Genomic DNA, 16,459 nt, shown 5'->3' with positions numbered 1-16,459 from the left:
GCGACGACCTACGCGAGCTGGCCGGCCTGCTCGGGCTGGCCGGCGCCCTCCTCCAGCCGGGCGGGCAGCCCGAACAGCGGGAACAGGCGGTCGACGTCGAGGAAGTTGTTGAGCGACGTGATCCGGCCGCCGGAGACGCCGATCACGATCAGCGCCCAGGGCACGTGGCCTGAGCCGTCGGGGTCGCGCCGGTAGTGCCCGAACGCCGGCATCCCGTTGGCCGCGGTCGGCACCAGGCGGGAGCCGCGGCAGCCGCTGCCGGTGCCGGCCATCCACGCCGCGATGTGCTCCGGGCCGCGCAGCCACAGCGGCAGCGGCGGCATCGACAGCGTCGCGTCCTCGTGCAGCAGCGCGGTGAGCGCCGCCAGGTCGTACGCCTCGAAGGCGCGCACGTAGCGGGCGAGCAGCGCCTGCTGCTCGGTGTCCAGCGGCCGGCGCACGTCGGCCTCGGTGTCGGCCGAGGCGATCGTGGCGCGCGCCCGTTGCAGCGCGCTGTTGACGCTCGCCACCGACGTGTCGAGCAGGTCGGCGACCTCCTGGGCCGACCAGGCCAGCACCTCGCGCAGGATCAGCACGGCCCGCTGCTTCGGCGGCAGGTGCTGCAACGCCGCGACGAACGCCAGCCGGACCGACTCCCGGCCGGCGACCACCTCGGCCGGGTCGGCGACCTCGGGCAGCACCCGGTCGTCGGGCGCCGGCCCGAGCCAGATCTGCTCCGGGCGCGGCTCACCGGGGTGCGTGGCGGTGCCGCTGCCCGCCGGGCCGAGGTCCATCGGCCGGATCCGGCGCTGCGCGCTGGTGGACATGGTGAGGCAGACGTTCGTCGCGATCCGGTAGAGCCAGGTCCGCAGCGCGGACCGCCCCTCGAACTTGTCGAAGTTGCGCCAGGCCCGGACGAAGGTGTCCTGCACCGCGTCCTCGGCCTCGAAGGCCGAACCCAGCATCCGGTAGCAGTAGCCGGTCAGCTCCGACCGGTACGCCTCGAGTTGCGCCTCGACGGGGACGCTCGCCACCTCGCTCACCTGGCTGAAACTAGCCCACATGCTGCGTCGACGCGAGCACGTTCGAGCCCGTGCCGATGAGTACGCCCCACCCGCCCGGTCCAACAGTGGTCAGGTCACCACGTCCGAGGAGCACCGATGACCACAGCGCAGCGCGACGAGACCCACGCCCCGGGGCGGTACGCCGACGTCAACGGCGTGCACCTGTACTACGAGACGCACGGCGAAGGCCGGCCGATGATCCTGCTGCACGGCGGCCTCACCTCGGGTGAGATGTTCGCGCCGATCCTGCCCGCGCTGACCGCGAAGCACCAGGTGATCCTGGTGGACCTGCAGGGGCACGGCCGCACCGCCGACGTGGACCGGCCGCTCGACATGGCGCTCATGGCCGACGACGTCGCCGCGCTGATCGACCTCCTGGGCCTGGACCGGCCGGACGTGGTCGGTTTCTCCCTCGGCGGCGGCGTCGCCCTGCACACCGCGTTCCGGCACCCGGAGAAGGTCGGCCGGCTGGTCGCGGCGTCCGCGCACATCCGCCGCGACGCCGTTTACCCGGAGTTGCTGGCGCAGCAGGGCCAGGTCAACGCCGCGGCCGCCGAGTACATGAAGGGCACCCCGATGTACGAGCTTTACCAGCGGGTCGCGCCCCGTCCGGAGGACTTCCCCCGGCTGCTCGACAAGATCGGCGAGGCGATGCGGAAGGACTTCGACTTCACCGAGCAGGTACGCGCCCTGCGGGTGCCGACGCTCGTCGTCGCCGCCGACGCCGACATGGCCCCGCCGAGTCACTTCGTCGAGGTGTTCGGGCTGCTCGACGGCGGTCGGCGTGACGGCGGCTGGGCGGGCGAGGGCCGGCCCGCGGGCGGGCACGCGCTGGCGCTCCTGCCCGGCCTGACCCACTACGACATCGACCAGTCGCCGCTGTTCGCCGCGGTCACCCTGGACTTCCTCGACCGGGGCCGCTGACCCCCGCGCGTGTGCCGCGTCCCGTCCCGGGGTACCGCTTGCACAGGAGCACCGGTGAGGAGGACGAGATGACCGACCCCAGGTACGCACCGATCGGGCTGGCCGCCGCCGGGCAGCTGGTCCCCGACGACGGACAGACCGGCGGCGGTGAGGTCGTCGGCGCCGACGACGCGGCCGCCGACGCCGCCCGGGCCGGCGCCGACGTGGACCTGTCCCGGGCCGACCGGGACAGCGACGGCACCCCGGTGGGAGCCGCCGACGCCGAGGCCGACCGCCGGCGCGCGGCCGGCGAGTGAACGACCGGTTCCGCCCCGCCATCCGTACGACTGTGGCGGGGCGGAGCCGTCCTCAGCCGTCGACCGGCAGTTCCACATCGGGCAGGTGCCCGAGCGCCCGGATCGCGGTGACCGCGGCGTACCCGTCGGCCAGCCAGGCGATGTCGGTGCCGGGGACCGCGCGGACCGCGTTCGCCTCCACCGCCGTACGCACGAAGCCCTCACCGCGCTCGGCGACCGACACCTGCACCTGACCGAACGGGGCCAGCGTCGCCTGACGCAGCCCGGCCACCCGGTCGGCCGGCAGGTCGGGCACGTTGAGGTTGAGCACGGTGCCCGGGTCCGCGCCGGCCAGCCAGGGCAGCAACGTCCCGGCCAGCTCGGCGGCGCTCGACCAGTGGCGGGACTCGTCGTCCACGCTGTCCAGCACCGCGATCGCCGCGCCACCGCTGCCGGCGCTCGCCGCCGCCGCGGTGAGCACGTCGAGCGACACGGCGAGCGCGCGGATGCCGTTGTTGCCGGCGGTCAGCGCCGCGCCCACGGTGCCGGAGTGCAGGACCGCGTGGCCCGCGTTCGCGCCCCGGTTGATGCCGGACAGCAGCAGGTCCGGCACCGGCCCGAACACACCCAGCCCGGCCAGCACCGCGATGTACGCCGGTGAGGCGGCCACCGCGTACGCGGGCACGCCGGGCAGGCCGTCCAGCTCGGTCTCGCGGAACACCAGACGCCCGTCCTCGGTCACCGCCGACAGCGCCGCGCTCATCCCGCTCGCCTCGGCCTCCGGCGCCGCGACCACCACGTCCAGCCCTCGTTCGTACGCGGCCCGGGCCAGCGCGCGGATGCCGGGGGCGTGCACGCCGTCGTCGTTCGTCACCAGCACCCGGGGCGGCCGGTCAGCCGTCATGGTCGCCGCCGTCCAGCGAGGTCAGCCGCACTCGGCCGGCCAGTTCGCGTACCGCCTCGGCCCGGCCGGTGCCGAGCCCGTGCCGGGTCACGTTCAGCGCGCCGGCGGCGGCGCCGACGTGCAGCGCCTCCCGCATGTCCCCGCCCCGGGCCAGCACCGCCGCCACCCCGGCGGTCATCGAGTCACCGGCGCCCCGGTGGTCGGCCAGCTCCAGCGGCGGGGCGTGCACCAGCAGCGGCTCGCCGTCCTCCGGCAGCGCCAGCGCCGGCTCCCCGGCCCGGCTGATCAGCACCGTCCGCGCGCCGCGCTCCTGGCACCGGCGGCCGGCGTCGCGCAGCGCCTCGACGCTGTCGTCCTTGGCCAGGCCGTCGTCGAGCAGCTCCTCGTGGCTGACCTTCAGCACGCTCACGCCGCCGTCGAGCACCGCTTCCAGGTACGGCCCGGACAGGTCGGCCACCACCGTCCCGCCGTTGGCGCTCAGGTCGGCGGCGAGCCGGCGGTAGATGTCCGGGTCCACCACACGCGGGTCGGCCGGTCCGCTGAGCACGCTGACCGGGGCGCGCAGCCCTTCGGTGAGCGTCACCGTGTACAGCTCGTCGATGTCGTGCCGCACCATGGGCGCGCCCGGGTGCTCGGCGATCTCGGTCCGCTCACCGTCGCGCCGGTCGTGCACGTACCAGCCGGTGCCGGACTCGCGCCGCACCACCCGTACCGTGACGTCCTCGTCGTCGAGCAGCTTGCGGACCGCGTCGCCGACCTCTCCCCCGAGGCCCACGCACATCGTGACCGGTACGCCGAGCGCCGCGATCATCCGGGTCTGCCACACCCCCTGCCCGCCCGGGTGCAGATGCAGCTCGGTCGCCTCGCCCTGCTGCTCGATGGTCACCGTCAACAGCGGGGCCGGGGCGAACACCATCACCTTCTGGTCCATCCGCCAGTGTTGCCCGCTGACCGGCCCCGGTAATCCCCCAGGTCAGCGCGGACGTGCGGCGGCGCGGCGACGCCGCAGGTACGGCAGCGCGAACAGGTAGAGGCCGCTGATCAGGAGCAGGGCGAGCGGGAGCAGCGGCACGTAGGAGACCCACACGATCGGGTCCTTCTGGGCCAGCGCCACGAACGTGACCACGACGGTCACGGTGAAGGCGATGGAGAACCAGCGGTGCAGCTGACGGATGCGCGTGTCCATGGGTCGACGACCTTTCCCCGGTGGCCGCCCCGGTGGGAGGCCCGTGCCGGAAACGCTAGGTCCGCCCACCCGCGCGACGCTTCTCGATTCCTGACCGGTCCACGCCGCGCTGCTCCTGGTCAGTCAGCGGCCAGCCCGCGCGCCTGAGCGGCAGGTCACTCGCGTCCCGCCGGGTCCGCGGACCAGTCGTCCACCCGCATCCGCCGCGACGCCGGGCTCGCCGTGTCGGAGCGCCGCACGAACCCGGCGACCGCGAGCGCGCTCATCGTGGTGGCCACGGCGGCGGCCAGCACCAGGAGGGTGGTCTCCACCTGCACCGTACGCATGTACTCGCCGCCGTTCGCGGTCGCGGACGCGTAGCGCACGGCCGCGAGCGGGTTCAGCAGCACCGCGGCGATGCCGGCGGTCCAGGCCGCCCTCGGTAGCCGCTCGTCGCCGGGACGGACGTTCCGCCGGGCGACCCAGCAGCCGAGGGCCGCGAACGTGACGAGCAACGTGACCGGCAGCAGCCAGAGCACGGCGGGCAGCAGGTCACGGAGGGGCACCACGGCGTCGAGCAGCTCCACCGGGAAACTGGCGCCGTCGCGGGTCACCAGGCCGATCCGGTGGCTGTAGGCCGCGAGCGCGACCAGGGTGCAGCCGATGTGGACGGCGATCAGGGCGACGAGGGCGGACAGTGCGGCGCGACGGGCGGACACCGGGCCGACGCTACCGCCCGCGCGCTCCGGCGGGGGGCCGCCCGCGCCGCGACGGTCAGACACTCAGGGCGAGATCGGCGACCTCGGCGGCGCAGCCCCAGGACAGCGTCACCCCCGCGCCGCCGTGCCCGTACGCGTGCACCAGCCGCCCGTCGGCGGCGTCCACCTCGACCCGGGGGCCGCCGTGCCGGGCCGGGCGCAGCCCGATCCGCTCCCCCAGCACCGGCGCGTCCGCGAGCTGCGGCACCAGCGCCACACACCGGCGTCGGATCGCCGCCGCCTCCTCCGGGTCGGGGCGGGTGTGTCCCACTCCGGCCTCGTAGGTGCCGCCGAGCACCACGTCGTGGCGGCGCGGGTGCACGTACGTGATGCCTGCCGGGTCGTCCTCGTCGCGTACCGAGACGGTCAGGCCCGGGTTCGGCACCAGCAGGACGTGCCCGCGCGCCGGGTACACGGCCGGGTCGGCGGCGAGGCGGCCGGCGGCCAGACCGGTAGCGTTCACCACGACCGGCGCGAACTCGTACGCCTCGGCGAGCGTGCCCAGCGCGCGACGGACGACCCGCCCGCCGCCGGCCTCCAGGCGCTGCCGCAGCCAGGTGAGATAGCCAGTCATCTCCACCGACGGGGCGGTGAACCGCAGCAGCGCGGTGTACGGCGGCTCCGCCGGCTCGACCGTCAGGTCGCCACAGGCGTCGGCCCACCAGGGCGGCCCGGCGTAGCGGTGGCGCAGCCACATGAGGGTGGGCCGGTCGACCACCCCCGGCACGCCGTCGGCCGCTTGGCGGCGCAGCTCGGCGTGGGTGTCCCGGGCCCAGCGCAGCACCCGGGGATCCTCCTCGGTGTGGCTCGGGTACCAGACCGCGGCGGCCACCGTCGACACCGTGTCGGCGGGGTCGTGGGCGGTCAGCACGGTGACGTGTGCGCCCCGCCGCTGGAGCGTGAGCGCTGTCGTCATCCCGATCACCCCGCCGCCGACCACCACCACGTCCGCCTTCGTCATGACGCCCATGATGGCGCAGGCCCCGGACGCACGACCGGAGCGGGCGGGCCGCCCAGGGAGGCGACCCGCCCGGCGGGCTTCAGCCCTTCTGGCCGACCCGGTCAACGACCGCGACGGACAGCACCGCGGACGTGCCCGCCTCCCCGCCCATGCCGAGGAACGCGTACGTCCGCGGGTCGAACACCATCACCATCACGGCCGGGTTCCCCGGGTAGGACCAGCTGACGCCCACACCGGAGCGGCCCGCACCGTCGGTGGCCTTCTCCACCACCTTCAGGCCCGGCGTCGCGGCGGCGGCCTCGAACAGCGCGGCCCGCGACCGTGGCCTCAGGTACGAGTCGTTGAGCAGGAACAGCACGTCCTTGGCGGCGGCGTTGACGTCACCGGGCTCGCCGCTGCGGTGCTTGTCCAGGTAGGCGCGCATCGCGGTGGCGTCGGTGGGCACGGCGGGATCGTAGGCGGGCTCCGGCACGCACGGCTCGGTGCCCGGCATGAGCTGCTGACCCTTGTACATCTTCGCGCGGCCGTCCCGGCAGCCGGGGAGCACGTATTCCTGTCGGCCGCCCGGCGGGTACTCGACGACCAGGCCGTCCCTGGTCCCGTCCACCGACGCCCAGCTCTCCCGCAGCTCCGCGCCGCCCTGCGAGCGCGTGTAGACGAACTGGTCGGGCCGGGGCTCGACGTCCGGCAGCCGCAACGCCGCCGCCGCCGCGTCGCGCAGCACCTGCCGGGCGTCGGCCCGGGCGGCCGGCGCGCTGCCGCCGATCCGGTCCGGCGCCAGCACCAGCACCGCGGCGAGCGACGCCGCCACCGACGCCGTCGCGACGCCGGCGAGGACCAGCCGCCAGGCGGGCCGTCGCGGCCGTCGAACGGGCGCGGCCTCCGTCGCGGTCATCGCGCCGACCAGCCGGGTACGCGCGGCGCCGAGCCGTTCGTCCGCAGGCAGTTCGGTCTCGTCGCCGAGCCGCTGGAGCAGTCTCATCTCATCCATTGCTCAGTACCTCCTCGATGGTGTCGGCCGGTTCGCCGCCGAGCCGTTCCCGCAGCAGCCGGCGCGCCCGGTTCAGCCGGGACCGCACGGTGCCGACCGGGATGGCCAGCGCGGCGGCGACCTCCTCGTACGTCAGGTCCTCCCAGGCGACGAGCAGCAGCACGTCGCGGTCCCCGTCGGCGAGCCCGGCCAGCGCGTCCAGCAGGTGCCGGCGCAGCGACCGCGCGGTCACCTCGGCGGCTACCCGGTCGGCGGGGGACGCCTCGGACGTCGCCGGGTGGTACGCCTGCCGCAGCCGGTACTCCCGTTCCTCGGTGCGCCGCTGCTGTGCGACGAGGTTCGTGGCGATCCCGTACAGCCAGGGGCGGGCGTTCGGGCAGCCGGTGTCGTACCGGTCCCGGCGTCGGAACGCGGCGAGGAACGTCTCCGCGACCAGGTCGTCAGCGGCCGCGGACCCGAGGCGGCGCGCCAGGTAGCGGTGGATGTGCGGCGCGTGCCGGTCGAAGATCGCGGCGAAGGTCTCCGGCTCCCGCACGGACCGGGCGACGACCTCGGCGTCGGTGAGCGCGCCGACGTCGACATCCTTCGCCCGTCTCAGTCTTCTCATGCGCGGCCTTTCGGCGAGTGGGGACGTGTCACCTGTTGTCCGCTGCTCGCGTCCGGACGGTTCACGCCCGTGACGGTAGGCCGGTCGGGCGGTCCGTCGTGGACCGTGCGGTCGTACGGGACGGAATCACTTTGTCCCTCTCGGTTACGCTCGTGGCGTTTGGCCTTGGGGAGGGCTCATGAGTGCGGATCCTTCGATGAGCGGCGACTTCACCCGCATGCTCGACACGACGATGGCGGCGCTTCGGACGGTCGGTCCGCCGCCGGCGGAGGAGGCGGAGACGCCGGCGGTGGGCGAGGCCGCCGACGGGCAGGTACGCGCCGAGATGGGGCGCGACGGCAAGCTCCAGTCGCTGCACGTCGAGCCGCGGCTGATGCGGCTCGGCTCCGAGGAGCTGACCGCGCACGTCGTCACCGCCGTGAACGCGGCGATCGACGGGCTGCGGACCGGCCCGGCGCCACAGGTCGCGGACATGTCGCAGTTGCGGGAGCAGTTGCAGGAGGTGCGGGACACCGCCGTACCCCGGCTCGGGTCGTTCCTCGACGCGCTCACCGAGGCGCAGGAGCGGCTGGCGCGCGGCGGGCAGCGATGAGCGGCGACGGCTTCGAGGTGCACCCGCCGCTGATCCGGGCCGCCGGGCGCGGCGTCACCGACCTCGCCAAGCGGTTCAACGGCGAGCTGGAGGCGTTCGAGGCGCGGATGCAGGGCTACGGCGAACCGTGGGGCGCCGACGACATCGGCTCGTTGATCGGCATCGCCTACACCGAGGTGGCGAACTACATCTTCGACTGCGTCGGCATGGCGGCCGACGAGTTCACCTCGGCGGGCGCCGACATCACCGGGATGGCCGACGCGTACGAGCGAGTCGACGAGGACGGTGCGGGCACCATGCGCTCGCTGGCCGGCGGGCTGGGGTGAGCCGTGGGACTGCAACTACCCGGTGAGCTGATCACCGCGCTCGGCTGGATCGGCTACACCTGGCCGCAGGCCGACGAGGAGAAGCTCTTCGAGATGGGCCAGGCGTGGCTCGAGTTCGGCGGCCGGATCGGGGCGGCGGCCGGCGAGGCGGACGCGGTGGCCGCGCAGGTCTGGACGCAGAACGTCGGCCCGGCGATCGCCGCGTTCCAGAAGTGGTGGGGCGGCGAGCAGAACGGGCCGCTGGTGCTGCACGACAGCATGCCCGCGGCCATGCTCCTCGGCGCCGGGCTGATCATCTGCGCGGCGATCGTGCTGGCGCTGAAGATCGCGGTGATCGTGCAGCTCGCCATCCTCGCGTTCCAGGTCGCCCAGGCCATCGCCACGGCCGTGATCACGTTCGGCGCCTCGCTGGCCGAGATCCCGATCTTCCAGATCATCACCCGGGAGATCGTCGGCGCGCTGATCGACCAGGTCATCGGAAGACTGCTCGATGCCTAGCCCGAAGCGCGGCCGGGGCGCCGCCGCGAAACCGGCGGCCGGCAAGATCGTCCGCAAGGCGGTCGAGAAGCTGGAGAAGCCGATCGTCCGGGTCACCGGGCCCAACCACAGCCTGCCCACCAAGGTCGTGCGGGTGGAGCGCCGGGACTTCCACGCCACCGCCCAGTTCCGGCGCAAGATGGCCGCGCTGAAGAAGCTCAGCGACGAGGGCAAGCTCTACAAGGCCACCAACCCGGTGCAGCGCGACAAGAGCATCACCGACGGATACAAGGACCGGATCCGGCAGAAGATCTGGGACAAGTACTGGCCGCACGACAAGGATCTCGCCAACCGGCTCAGTCAACGGCTCAGCGACTACCATCCCGACCACGTGTGGGAACTGCAGCTCGGCGGGCCGGACACCGTCGACAACCTCAAGCTGCTGCATGGTAGAACCAACACGGACATCGGCTCCCAGATCTGGGGGCAGATCCAGAATCTGCCGGACGGAACCCCGATCCGAATAGAGGTAGTGGATTGACTTCCGATCTCGCGCAGCTTCTCGCCGAACTCCGCGCCGACCTGGCCGCCGACGAGCCGGCCAGTCTCGCGTACGGGCAGATCGGCGACCCGGCCGACGCCGGTGACGTGCCGGCGGACCTGCCGGCGGGCCTGCGCGACCTGCTGCTCGCCGCCGACGGCCTGCGGGCCGGCGCGTTCGAGCTGGCCTCGGCCGGCCGGCTCGCGGGCGTGCAGTACTTCCTCGACTACGCGCCCGACTTCTCTCCGATCCCGCAGGACAAGACCGGCTGGCTGGTCGTCGGCACCCGCAGCGACGAGCCGATCTTCCTGGAGCGGGCGACCGGCGCGGTCTGGTACTTCCCGCCGACCGGCACCGAGTGGTTCATGGGCGACGCGTTCGAGGAGCTGGCGCCCGACCTCGACTCGTTCGTGCACTACTACGTGCTCGGCCCCGGCTACGCCGAGCTGGTCACCGACGACGACGGGTGGTACGCGTTCCTGGACCGGCAGGGCCTGCTCGACGAGTCGGACGACGTGGACGAGGACGAGGCGCAGCCGTGACCGTCACCCGGGAGCAGCTCACCGCACTCTGGGGTGAGCGGGGCGTCATCTACTTCCCCGACCAGCGTTTCGACGCGATCCTCGGGCCGCTCGGGCCGGAGGTGTTCCCGCCCGACGGGGCGCTGCCGGTCGAGGTGCCGATCCTGTTCACGGTCGACGTCTCGGTACCCGACGTCGAGCTGTTCTCCACGCTGTCGATCGAGCTGGGCGACCAGGGCCCCCGTCCGTACGTCGTGCTGGGCGCCTCCCCGGAGGACCCGGCGCTGCTGTTCTGCCTGGACGCGGGCACCGGCGCGGTGATCCTGCTGGACCTGGAGACACCGAACCTGGAGACGGTGAACAGCACGTTCGCCGCGTTCGTGGAGTTCCTCTACCGGCTCGGGCAGCTCATCGCCACCGACCCGGGCGGGCGGGAGCGGGCCGCGCGCGCGGCGGCGATCCGCGACGACCTGCGCCCGGTCGACCCGGTCGCGTTCGCGGATCCGGAGTCGTGGTGGAACATGGCCTTCGACGAGCTGGAGTCGACCGCCTGACGTCAACCGGCCGCCGCCGGTGCGGGCACCGCCGGTGCGGCGCGGTTCGCGCCGGTCAGGCCCGCGACGAGCAGCAGGTACGCGGTCAGCTCCACCGCCGCCGTCAGCGCCGCCATCGGTTGCGGCATGGCCGCCGTGGGCGCGATGGCGTACCAGGCGAACAGGGCGGTGCTGTCGTCCGGGCCGGGCAGCGGCACGGCCTCGATGCCCGCGTCGAGCAGCGGCAACGCGAGCGCCGCCAGCAGGGCCGCGCCGGTCGCGGCGAGCCGCCGGCCCCGCCCGGCCAGCAGCACGGCGAGCGCCAGGGCGGCGAGTGCGAGCGCCAGCGGCGGCAGCACCGCGAGGACGAGCGCGGGTACGGCGTCGGCCTGGTCGTACGCCGGGCCGCCCACCCGGGTCAGCGTGGTCTCGGTGCGGACCTCCACGACCCGGGTGCTCGCGGCCACGGCGGCGCCGACGTCGGCGACCCGGACGGCCGCGTACCCGAGGACGGGGGCGGCGGCGACCGCCGCGGCGATCAGGTGCCGGCGCCGTCCACGGCCCCGGAACGCGACCAGCAGCACCGCCACCGCGACCAGCGCAGCCCAGCTGCCGGCGAACGCCGCGTCGAAGCCGGCCGTGACGTCGAAGCCGCTGTCGCCGCTGCCGTACACCGTCCAGCCGAAGTCCCCCGCGCCCGGCTCGGCCGGCATGGTGCGGACCGCGTCCACGACCAGCGGTACGAGCGCCGCCGGCACCGCCCAGCGCGGGGCCGGCAGTCCGGCGGCGACGGCGTAGCCGAGCAGCAGCGCCAGGCTCAGCACCTCGGCGCCGCGCCAGAGCGGGGCGGCCACCAGGACGCCGACGACGTGTGCGACGGCGGACACCGCCGCGAGGATCAGCAGCAGCGGAGCGCGACGCACCGGCGGATCCTTTCACGACACAGCGGCCCGCCGCGGCCCCGTGGTCGTCAGCTCCCGGCCGGCACCTGGTCCTTGACGTCGTCGTAGCCGACCGCGCCCGGCGCCGGTGCCGGGGTGTAGATCACCCGGATCACGCCGGTCGGGTACGCCTCGGTCGCGGCCACCCGCAGGTGGTACGGCGCGTCGCCCTCGTCGAACAGCCGGCGGCCCTTGCGGGCGGCGACCGGGTGCACCAGCAGCCGCAGCTCGTCCACCAGGCCCGCGGCGAGCAGTTGCTGCACCACCGAGATCGACCCGGGGATGAGGATGCCCTTGATGCCGGCGTCGGCCTTGAGCGCGCGGACGGCGTCCACCAGGTCACCCTGGATCAGCTCGGAGTTGCGCCAGGAGAACTCCAGCGGCTGGCGCGAGACGACGACCTTGCGCATGTCGCCGAGCTGCTTGGCGAACGGCGCGTCCTCACCGCCGGCGGCCTCCCGGTCGGGCCAGGCGCCGGCGAAGCTGTCGTACGTCTCCCGGCCGATCAGCAGGACGTCGGACGTGTCGTAGTCCTCGGTGACGGCGCGGCCCATGTTGTCGTCGAAGTACGGGAAGTGCCAGTCGGGGTCGATCTCGGCGACACCGTCGGCCGAGATGAACAGCGTGGAGATGACTTTGGCCATCGCGGTGCTCCTTGTCAGTGGGTTCGACGGGTTGACCGCCGCACCGTGTCAAACTCATCGGCCCGCGACGACGTCACCGGCGTCAGAACGTGAAATCCGGCGGAGCGCCCTCGCCCACCCGCCCGTCGACCGCCTCGCGGAGCAGGTCCGCGTGCCCGGTGTGCCGGGCGTACTCCTCGATCACGTCGAGGAGCATCTTGCGGACGGTGGGGGAACGCCCGTCGGGCCAGGTGAACGACGACGGCCCGGCCAGTCCACGTTCGGCGACGACGGCATCCATCAGCCCGCGCGACCGCCGCACCGCGGCTCGCCACAGCGCGTACACGTCGTCCGGCGCGGCCTGCGCGCCGAAACGCCACTCCCAGTCGGGTTCGGCGTCGAAGTCGATGCCCTCCCACGGCGGTCCGTACCCCTGACCGGCCACCTTCACGGCCAGCCAGTCCGTCTCGACCAGGGCCATGTGCGCGATCAGGCCACCGAGCGTCATGGTGCTGGCGGCGGTGACGGCGCGCAGGCCCGCCTCGTCGAGCCCGTCGGTCTTCCAGGCGAAGGTCCGCCGGTTGCGTTCCAGGACGGCCAGCAGCGCCTCGGCCTCGGTCTCGGTGGTCACGTCGTCCATCGCCGAAGCATAGGCAGCCGGCGAAATCCGTGGGGGGCGGCGACGGTCGGGGTCAGCCCGGGGTGAGCAGGCAGAACTCGTTGCCCTCCGGGTCGACGAGCACCCGCCAGTGGATGTCGGCCCCACCCACGTCGGCGGCGGTGGCGCCGAGCGCCAGCAGCCGGGCCTCCTCGGCGTCCAGGTCGTCGCCCGGGTAGGGGCGGACGTCGAGGTGGACGCGGTTCCAGCCGGTCTTCGCGTCGGTGCTGCGGGCGAACCGCAGGTACGGCCCGACGCCCTTGGCGGAGCGCAGCACGGCCTGCTGGTCGGTCACCTCGTGCACGGTCCAGTCGGTGGCCCGGCTCCAGAAGCCGGCCATGGCGCCCGGGTCGGCGCAGTCGACCACCACCTCGGCGATCGGCCCGGTGTCCGCGTGCCGCGGGTCCGGCTCCCGTACGCAGAACTCGTTGCCCTCCGGGTCGGCCAGGACCGTCCACGGCACGTCGCCCTGACCCACGTCGGCGGGCTTGGCACCGAGCGCGGTCAGGCGCGCGACCACCTCCGCGTGGTGCGCGGCCGAGGTGGTCGCGAGGTCGACGTGGACGCGGTTCTTCGCCGTCTTCGGTTCGGAGGAGACGACGAGGTCGACGTAGAGGAAGCGGGGGTCCGGGTAGGTGAAGCCCTCGGGTTCGAGGTTCGTCACGCCGGGGGCCTCGCTGGAGATCTCCCAGCCGAGCACCTTCGCCCAGAAGTCACCGAGCGTGATCTCGTCGTGGGCCTTCATGTTGATCTGTACGAGCCGGGTTGCCATGGCCGCGATGCTAGGGCGTGGGCCGTGCCGGCGTGGTCCCGGCAGGTGATCAGGAATCGAGAAGCGCACCGTGACCGCCGCGCCATAGCGTTGTCCTCGGGCGGTCGGCACCACGCGGACCGCGAGCCACGAGGGGGAATCGAGATGTCCGACGGTTTCAGCGCCGAGGAACGCGCCGCGATGAAGGAGCGCGCGGCCGAGCTGCGCGCCGAGGGCAAGAAGGGCGCCAAGAAGGCCGACGACCTCCAGGCCGTGCTCGACCGGATCGCGCAGATGGCGCCGGAGGACCGCGAGCTGGCCGAGCGCGTGCACATGACCATCACCTCCGCCGCGCCGGAGCTGGCGCCGAAGACCTGGTACGGCATGCCCGCGTACGCCGACGCGGCCGGCAAGATCGTCGTCTTCTTCCAGGACGCGGGGAAGTTCAAGTACCGCTACTCGACGCTGGGCTTCCAGGAGGCGGCGAAGCTCGACGACGGCGACATGTGGCCCGCGTCGTTCGCGCTGGTGAAGTGGAGCCCGGAGGTGGAGAAGAGGATCACCGAGCTGGTGCGGGCCGCCGTCTCCTGACCGGCGGCCCCGTCAGGCGGCGGGCGCCGCGCCGAGGGCGAGCGCCGCGGCGTCGCGGGCGCAGCCCCAGGACAGCATCACGCCGTTGCCCGCGTGGCCGTAGTTGTGCACGACGAGCGCGCCACCGCGCCGCTCGGCCTCCACGCGCGGCGCCGCCCGGCCGGGACGCAACCCGACGCGGTGTTCGAGGATCTCGGCGGCGGCCAGGGCGGGTTCGATCGCGACGCACCGGGCGAGGACGTCGGCCTCCTCGGCCGGATCGGGGGTGGTGTCGTCGCTGCGTCGCTGGCCGCCGCCGAGCACCACGTGGTCACCGTGCGGGAAGATCGACGCCCATGTCGGCGCCATCGGCGCCTCCATGAAGAACCGGTCCAGGCCGGGGTTGCGCACCACGATCCGGGGGCCGCGCACCGGGTGCAGGCCGGTGTCGCCGGTCAGCGTCCGCGCCGCCAGCCCGGCGCAGTTGACCACCACCGGGGCCGACGTCGCCGCCTCGTCGAGCGAGCCCACCGGCGCGACCCGCACCTCGCCGCCGGCGTCGCGGAAGCGCTCCAGGAGGTACGCGAGGTAGACCGGCATGTCGACCAGCGGCAGCCGGACGGCGAACGCGGTGCCGAAGCCGGCGGGGCGCTCGTCGTCGCCCAACTGCCGGAAGCCCGGCGCCTGGTCGGCGAACGGGGGCGTCGCCCCTTCCGGCCGGGCGGCGAGCGTGCCGTCGCGCCACGCCACGCCCGGCAGCGGCTCGGCGCCGAGCACCCGCAGCGTCTCGTCGGTCCAGGCGCGCTGCGGGTCGCCGGGTGGGGACAGATTGGGGCCGACCATCGCCCCGGCCAGCGCCGACGTCGTGTGCGCGGGCGGCGCCGCGGTGCGGACGAGCACCCGGGCGCCGCTCTCGACCAGCCGGATGCCGGTGCTGAGGCCGCTCACCCCGGCTCCGAGGACGACGACGTCCGGACGTGCGGTCATGGCGGGCTCCCATCGCGTCACGGCTGTGGCCGCCCACCCATTCTGCCCGGTGACCCCGCTCCCGTTTGTCCCTCATCGTCGGGGGTAGCCCTCCCAGTGCTCCGGACGATCCGGGGCGAGTCGAACAGGGCACGGGCATCCGGGAGGCGTCGAGTGCGAGCAATGGTCTACCGCGGTCCGTACCGGGTGCGGGTACAGGAGAAGGACCGGCCCGTCGTGGAGCATCCCAACGACGCGATCGTGCGGGTGACACGGGCCGCCATCTGCGGCTCCGACCTGCACCTCTATCACGGGATGATGCCGGACACCCGGGTCGGGATGACGTTCGGTCACGAGTTCGTCGGCGTGGTCGACGAGGTCGGGCCGTCGGTGCGCAACCTCAAGCCCGGCGACCGGGTGATGGTGCCCTTCAACGTGTACTGCGGGTCGTGCTTCTTCTGCGCCCGGGGCCTCTACAGCAACTGCCACAACGTGAACCCGAACGCCACAGCCGTGGGCGGCATCTACGGCTACTCGCACACCTGCGGCGGCTACGACGGCGGCCAGGCCGAGTACGTCCGGGTGCCGTTCGCCGACGTCGGGCCGAGCCCGATTCCGGAGTGGATGGACGACGACGACGCGGTGCTGCTCACCGACGCGCTCGCCACCGGCTACTTCGGGGCGCAGCTCGGCGACATCGCCGAGGGTGACGTGGTGGTGGTGTTCGGCGCCGGGCCGGTCGGCCTGTACGCCGCCAAGTCGGCGTGGCTGATGGGCGCCGGCCGGGTCATCGTCATCGACCACCTCGACTACCGGCTGGAGAAGGCCGCCTCCTTCGCCCACGCCGAGACGTACAACTTCGCCGAGTACGACGACATCGTCGTGCACATGAAGAAGATCACCGACCACCTGGGCGCGGACGTCGCCATCGACGCGGTCGGCGCGGAGGCGGACGGCAACCTGCTGCAGCACGTCACCGCGGCGAAGCTGAAGTTGCAGGGCGGCTCGCCGGTGGCGCTGAACTGGGCCATCGACTCGGTACGCAAGGGCGGCACGATCTCCGTGATGGGCGCGTACGGGCCGATGTTCAGCGCGGTGAAGTTCGGCGACGCGATGAACAAGGGGCTCACGCTGCGGACGAACCAGTGCCCGGTGAAGCGGCAGTGGCCGCGCCTGTTCGAGCACATCCGCAACGGCTACCTCAAGCCCAGCGACATCGTGACCCACCGGATCCCGCTGGAGCACGTCGCCGAGGCGTACCACATCTTCTCCGCCAAGCTCGACGGCTGCATCAAGCCGCTCATCGTCCCGAACGCCGCCTGAGAGGACCGG

23 protein-coding genes are annotated in these 16,459 nt (G+C 73.6%); 10 read left to right on the top strand and 13 right to left on the bottom strand.

The window, feature by feature from the left end; genetic code table 11:
* Positions 1–8: 8 nt before the first annotated feature.
* Positions 9–1,043 carry a sigma-70 family RNA polymerase sigma factor gene (locus ACN27D_RS25695; protein WP_120570773.1) on the bottom strand — a complete coding sequence of 345 codons (1,035 nt, stop codon included), beginning with the start codon at positions 1,041–1,043 and terminating at the stop codon, positions 9–11.
* Positions 1,044–1,139: 96 nt separating this feature from the next.
* On the opposite strand from ACN27D_RS25695, the gene ACN27D_RS25690 reads away from it, so the two are divergent.
* Both ACN27D_RS25690 and ACN27D_RS25685 read left to right on the top strand, forming a co-directional pair.
* Positions 1,140–1,967: an alpha/beta fold hydrolase gene (locus ACN27D_RS25690; protein WP_421500207.1), complete on the top strand. Its 828-nt coding sequence runs from the start codon at positions 1,140–1,142 to the stop codon at positions 1,965–1,967.
* 68 nt (positions 1,968–2,035) lie between these two features.
* A complete protein-coding gene (locus ACN27D_RS25685) occupies positions 2,036–2,263 on the top strand; it encodes a hypothetical protein (RefSeq protein ID WP_120570774.1) in 228 nt (75 codons plus the stop codon).
* A gap of 52 nt (positions 2,264–2,315) precedes the next feature.
* Here the strand turns inward: ACN27D_RS25685 and surE are convergent, their stop codons facing one another.
* The 7 genes from surE to ACN27D_RS25650 all read right to left on the bottom strand — a co-directional run bounded on the left by surE (position 2,316) and on the right by ACN27D_RS25650 (position 7,628).
* Complete coding sequence (gene surE, locus ACN27D_RS25680; RefSeq protein ID WP_421500206.1) at positions 2,316–3,146, bottom strand: 5'/3'-nucleotidase SurE; 831 nt, start codon at positions 3,144–3,146, stop codon at positions 2,316–2,318.
* Positions 3,136–4,077: a 1-phosphofructokinase family hexose kinase gene (locus ACN27D_RS25675; RefSeq protein ID WP_364805297.1), complete on the bottom strand. Its 942-nt coding sequence runs from the start codon at positions 4,075–4,077 to the stop codon at positions 3,136–3,138. The genes surE and ACN27D_RS25675 overlap by 11 nt, the downstream gene beginning before the upstream one ends.
* Positions 4,078–4,119: 42 nt before the next feature.
* Complete coding sequence (locus tag ACN27D_RS25670; protein ID WP_120570776.1) at positions 4,120–4,332, bottom strand: hypothetical protein; 213 nt, start codon at positions 4,330–4,332, stop codon at positions 4,120–4,122.
* A 155-nt stretch (positions 4,333–4,487) separates the two neighbouring features.
* Positions 4,488–5,030 carry a hypothetical protein gene (locus ACN27D_RS25665; RefSeq protein ID WP_421500205.1) on the bottom strand — a complete coding sequence of 181 codons (543 nt, stop codon included), beginning with the start codon at positions 5,028–5,030 and terminating at the stop codon, positions 4,488–4,490.
* Positions 5,031–5,085: 55 nt separating this feature from the next.
* On the bottom strand, positions 5,086–6,039 hold the full coding sequence (locus tag ACN27D_RS25660; protein ID WP_358173134.1) for an FAD-dependent oxidoreductase: 954 nt from the start codon (positions 6,037–6,039) through the stop codon (positions 5,086–5,088).
* Positions 6,040–6,109: 70 nt separating this feature from the next.
* On the bottom strand, positions 6,110–7,021 hold the full coding sequence (locus ACN27D_RS25655; RefSeq protein WP_421500204.1) for a CU044_5270 family protein: 912 nt from the start codon (positions 7,019–7,021) through the stop codon (positions 6,110–6,112).
* Positions 7,014–7,628: an RNA polymerase sigma factor gene (locus ACN27D_RS25650; RefSeq protein ID WP_355513673.1), complete on the bottom strand. Its 615-nt coding sequence runs from the start codon at positions 7,626–7,628 to the stop codon at positions 7,014–7,016. The genes ACN27D_RS25655 and ACN27D_RS25650 overlap by 8 nt, the downstream gene beginning before the upstream one ends.
* A 178-nt stretch (positions 7,629–7,806) precedes the next feature.
* Between ACN27D_RS25650 and ACN27D_RS25645 the strand changes: the two genes are divergently transcribed.
* Genes ACN27D_RS25645 through ACN27D_RS25620 form a run of 6 tightly spaced genes read left to right on the top strand, consistent with a single transcriptional unit; the run spans position 7,807 to position 10,639 of the window.
* On the top strand, positions 7,807–8,220 hold the full coding sequence (locus ACN27D_RS25645) for a YbaB/EbfC family nucleoid-associated protein (protein WP_421500203.1): 414 nt from the start codon (positions 7,807–7,809) through the stop codon (positions 8,218–8,220).
* A complete protein-coding gene (locus ACN27D_RS25640; RefSeq protein WP_091423449.1) occupies positions 8,217–8,546 on the top strand; it encodes a hypothetical protein in 330 nt (109 codons plus the stop codon). The genes ACN27D_RS25645 and ACN27D_RS25640 overlap by 4 nt, the downstream gene beginning before the upstream one ends.
* Before the next feature lie 3 nt (positions 8,547–8,549).
* Positions 8,550–9,044 (top strand): hypothetical protein, encoded by a 495-nt coding sequence (locus tag ACN27D_RS25635; RefSeq protein WP_421500202.1) that lies wholly within the window; start codon positions 8,550–8,552, stop codon positions 9,042–9,044.
* Positions 9,037–9,564, top strand: coding sequence for an endonuclease (locus ACN27D_RS25630; protein WP_252450152.1), 528 nt, complete (start codon positions 9,037–9,039; stop codon positions 9,562–9,564). The genes ACN27D_RS25635 and ACN27D_RS25630 overlap by 8 nt, the downstream gene beginning before the upstream one ends.
* Positions 9,561–10,106, top strand: coding sequence for an SUKH-4 family immunity protein (locus tag ACN27D_RS25625; protein WP_121683124.1), 546 nt, complete (start codon positions 9,561–9,563; stop codon positions 10,104–10,106). The genes ACN27D_RS25630 and ACN27D_RS25625 overlap by 4 nt, the downstream gene beginning before the upstream one ends.
* A complete protein-coding gene (locus tag ACN27D_RS25620) occupies positions 10,103–10,639 on the top strand; it encodes an SUKH-4 family immunity protein (RefSeq protein WP_120570784.1) in 537 nt (178 codons plus the stop codon). The genes ACN27D_RS25625 and ACN27D_RS25620 overlap by 4 nt, the downstream gene beginning before the upstream one ends.
* A 2-nt stretch (positions 10,640–10,641) precedes the next feature.
* On the opposite strand, the gene ACN27D_RS25615 is transcribed toward ACN27D_RS25620, so the two are convergent.
* The 4 genes from ACN27D_RS25615 to ACN27D_RS25600 form a co-directional block, all read right to left on the bottom strand.
* The gene (locus tag ACN27D_RS25615; protein ID WP_421500201.1) at positions 10,642–11,541 is read right to left on the bottom strand and encodes a hypothetical protein; all 900 of its coding nucleotides are present in this window, start codon (positions 11,539–11,541) and stop codon (positions 10,642–10,644) included.
* A 47-nt stretch (positions 11,542–11,588) separates the two neighbouring features.
* Positions 11,589–12,203 carry a dihydrofolate reductase family protein gene (locus ACN27D_RS25610; RefSeq protein WP_421500200.1) on the bottom strand — a complete coding sequence of 205 codons (615 nt, stop codon included), beginning with the start codon at positions 12,201–12,203 and terminating at the stop codon, positions 11,589–11,591.
* Positions 12,204–12,285: 82 nt separating this feature from the next.
* Positions 12,286–12,822 (bottom strand): DinB family protein, encoded by a 537-nt coding sequence (locus tag ACN27D_RS25605; protein ID WP_421500199.1) that lies wholly within the window; start codon positions 12,820–12,822, stop codon positions 12,286–12,288.
* 52 nt (positions 12,823–12,874) lie between these two features.
* Positions 12,875–13,612, bottom strand: coding sequence for a VOC family protein (locus tag ACN27D_RS25600; protein WP_358173141.1), 738 nt, complete (start codon positions 13,610–13,612; stop codon positions 12,875–12,877).
* A 144-nt stretch (positions 13,613–13,756) separates the two neighbouring features.
* Between ACN27D_RS25600 and ACN27D_RS25595 the strand changes: the two genes are divergently transcribed.
* Positions 13,757–14,182 (top strand): iron chaperone, encoded by a 426-nt coding sequence (locus ACN27D_RS25595; RefSeq protein WP_091423431.1) that lies wholly within the window; start codon positions 13,757–13,759, stop codon positions 14,180–14,182.
* Positions 14,183–14,194: 12 nt separating this feature from the next.
* Here the strand turns inward: ACN27D_RS25595 and ACN27D_RS25590 are convergent, their stop codons facing one another.
* Positions 14,195–15,148, bottom strand: a complete 954-nt coding sequence (locus tag ACN27D_RS25590; protein ID WP_421500198.1) for an FAD-dependent oxidoreductase — start codon at positions 15,146–15,148, stop codon at positions 14,195–14,197.
* Positions 15,149–15,310: 162 nt separating this feature from the next.
* Between ACN27D_RS25590 and ACN27D_RS25585 the strand changes: the two genes are divergently transcribed.
* The gene (locus ACN27D_RS25585) at positions 15,311–16,450 is read left to right on the top strand and encodes a zinc-dependent alcohol dehydrogenase (protein ID WP_233585374.1); all 1,140 of its coding nucleotides are present in this window, start codon (positions 15,311–15,313) and stop codon (positions 16,448–16,450) included.
* Positions 16,451–16,459: the final 9 nt, after the last annotated feature.

This window comes from Micromonospora sp. WMMD1274 (assembly GCF_049179035.1).
In the GTDB taxonomy this organism is placed as follows: domain Bacteria; phylum Actinomycetota; class Actinomycetes; order Mycobacteriales; family Micromonosporaceae; genus Micromonospora; species Micromonospora tulbaghiae.
Note: the sequence above shows the minus strand (reverse complement) of the source record. Positions and strands in the feature narration are given on the sequence as shown.